Origin of the sequence: Palleronia caenipelagi, from assembly GCF_007004065.1 — a bacterium.
Taxonomy (GTDB): domain Bacteria; phylum Pseudomonadota; class Alphaproteobacteria; order Rhodobacterales; family Rhodobacteraceae; genus Palleronia; species Palleronia caenipelagi.
In genome coordinates this window covers 1-2,601 of record NZ_VFSV01000114.1, presented here as the reverse complement: position 1 = coordinate 2,601, position 2,601 = coordinate 1, and the positions used below count along the sequence as shown (strand labels likewise).

Genomic DNA, 2,601 nt, shown 5'->3' with positions numbered 1-2,601 from the left:
CATGGGAGTTCCTCGAACACCTGCTCAATACCGTCCCCTATCGCATCCACACGATCCTCACTGACAACGGCATCCAGTTCGCCGAGCAGCCCCGCAACCGGAACACAGCATATTCACGGCAGATGCGGTTCGACATGATCTGTGAGGCAAATGAGATCGAACATCGGCTCACTAAGCCGAACCATCCGTGGACCAATGGCCAGGTCGAACGAATGAACCGCACCATCAAGGAGGCGACGGTCAAACGCTTCCACTACGAAAATCACGACCAGTTGCGAACACACCTTGCCGACTTCATGGCAGCCTACAACTTCGCCCGCAGGCTCAAGACCCTCAGCGGGCTGACGCCTTACGAATACATCTGAAAGATCTGGACTTCAGAGCCAGATCGATTCATCCTAAATCCGATCCACCAAATGCCGGGACTGAACAACTAGGACGTGTTGACAAAAGGGGTTCACGCCGGGCATCGACCATCATTCAAGCTGGCACTTACGATGGAGACCGGCGTGGCACGAGGCCGGTTGTCAGACGAGGAATGGGCGTTCTTTGAGCGGTTCATTCTGGTCGTCCGCGCGCCGAACAGCGCAAACCGACCCATCACCCTCTGGTCTTGATGGGATTCTCTGGATCGCGCGCACGGGCGTCCTTGGGCGCGATCTGCCGGAAGAGTTTGGTAAGTGGTCAAGCGTCTGCCCCCAGTTCCGGCGCTGGACACTGGCGGGGCTCTGGGAGCAGATCATGGACGCGCTGAACAAAAGCGGGGCGGTGCCGCACGCTCTGCAAATGATCGCCAGCACTGTGGTTCGCGCCCATCATCCGGCAGCGGGCCCAAAAGGGGGGACTCCGCGACAGGGTTTCGGCCGCTCAACGGGTGGTTCCACGACCAAGATCCATCTCCTCGTCAACGGCGAGGCATTGATCCGCCATTGGCCTGAGGACAATTGCGAGCGGGTTACCCATGAGAACCGGGATCACCGCGGGGTAATGTTCTGACTATCTTGGCTTCGATCTGGTCATGGCCGACAACCTTGCCAACCTCGAGCGTTCTGTTGGCAGACCGCGGTTATGACGCTGACAGCATTCTCAAATCCATGGACAAACGCGATGTCTTGCCGGTCATTTCTATGCGCAAATCACGAAAGAAGAGCGCTGGCGTCGACCGGTCCTTGTATCGTCTGCGCAACCTGATCAAACAGTGTTTCAACAAGCTCAAAAATGCCCGCCGTGTCGCCACCCGTTAAGACAAGACGGCGGAGAGCTTCCTGGCCTTCATCGACAACATGTCCATCCGCCTGTGGATGCGCCATTTGTCAACATGACCTAGTGATCAGCTCTAAGCGGCTGCTGAAAGAACAGGACGCAATCGCGGATTTTTGTGAAGCGAAGGGGATTGAGGCGGGCACTCTTGCCAGACCCGACAGGGCGAATCAATCACTGAACCGGAAGGCCCAAGCCTTCCTGATGCAGTTCAACCCGGCGATCAACAAAGCTGGTCAAGAGGGAGAACCTCTTCGTCCGACTGTCAACCGGGTCCTTGACAAGGAATTCTAGGGGGCCGGAATGCTGCCGACATGCGATGAAGCCCGAGCATTCTTTCCTCCTTTCGATAAAACGAATTAGTCCATGCTAATCAACAGGCTCCGGCGGCGATTTGCAGCCTCTGATGGCGGTCGGCGCCGGGGGTGAGCCCTCGGAGCAGTGTGATCAGCCAGATGAAATGGCACAGACAGACCCTCAGGTGGCGCAGGATCATGCGGATGTTGTGACCGCAGCCGCAGAGGACCGCGAAAAGGGCATCACCTTCGGTTCCTTTGAGTGGGCATCGGGTCAGACGTCCGTCGGCTTTCATATGGCCCGTCATTGGTTCGATGGCGCTTCGTCGTCGCAGCAGTTTCGCGATGGTCCTGGTGACGCCGCGCCTTGCACCGCTGATGAAGACCTTCACTGTTTCAACGCCGTGGCCACGGCAGCCACGGTCGACGAAGGCCATGTCCGGGCGCCGGTCRGTCAGGATGTCCACCTGTTCCAGTGCCGCGTGCAGAGTGTGCCCGTCGAAAGGGTCGWAAGGATTGCCCGGCRGTGATCGCATGCCGGCGACGAAGCCACCTTACGCGGTGGTCGCGACGCTGACCTTCGTGCCGAACTCATAGCGCTTGTGCGCCTTGCCTTTCGAGATACAAGCCAMCGCCGGTTCGTGCAGGCTGTAAAGCGTCTTTCGGTCCTGTGGCTTCTGCGCCAGCAACCGGTTTACCAGCGCCGTCATCTCCGCGATCCGCGCTTTCAGCGGTCCCTCAGTCCCCTTGTCTGTCTGCCGTTCGATGTCGCGCAGCACGCGGCCGGTATAGCCCTTGAGCCGACGCAGGGCCTTGCGCATCCTCCTGAACTGGCGGGCGTGGGCATCGCGCCCGACCTGCCCGCAAAGCCGGGGGCCGATCAGTCAGGATGTCCACCTGTTCCAGTGCCGCGTGCAGAGTGTGCCCGTCGAAAGGGTCGAAAGGATTGCCCGGCAGTGATCGCATGCCGGCGACGAAGCCACCTTACGCGGTGGTCGCGACGCTGACCTTCGTGCCGAACTCATAGCGCTTGTGCGCCTTGCCT

The 2,601-nt window shown here is 59.3% G+C and carries 4 pseudogenes; 2 read left to right on the top strand and 2 right to left on the bottom strand.

What is annotated here, in order from left to right:
* Both FEV53_RS20010 and FEV53_RS20005 read left to right on the top strand, forming a co-directional pair.
* Window positions 1-437, top strand: a pseudogene (locus FEV53_RS20010) (integrase core domain-containing protein); the annotation flags it as partial.
* A 60-nt stretch (window positions 438-497) separates the two neighbouring features.
* Window positions 498-1,322, top strand: a pseudogene (locus FEV53_RS20005) (IS5 family transposase).
* A 311-nt stretch (window positions 1,323-1,633) separates the two neighbouring features.
* On the opposite strand, the pseudogene FEV53_RS21780 reads toward FEV53_RS20005, so the two are convergent.
* Both FEV53_RS21780 and FEV53_RS21775 read right to left on the bottom strand, forming a co-directional pair.
* Window positions 1,634-2,437 (bottom strand): annotated as a pseudogene (locus FEV53_RS21780) (transposase family protein); the annotation flags it as partial.
* Window positions 2,427-2,601, bottom strand: a pseudogene (locus FEV53_RS21775) (IS5/IS1182 family transposase); the annotation flags it as partial. The pseudogenes FEV53_RS21780 and FEV53_RS21775, both read right to left, overlap by 11 nt.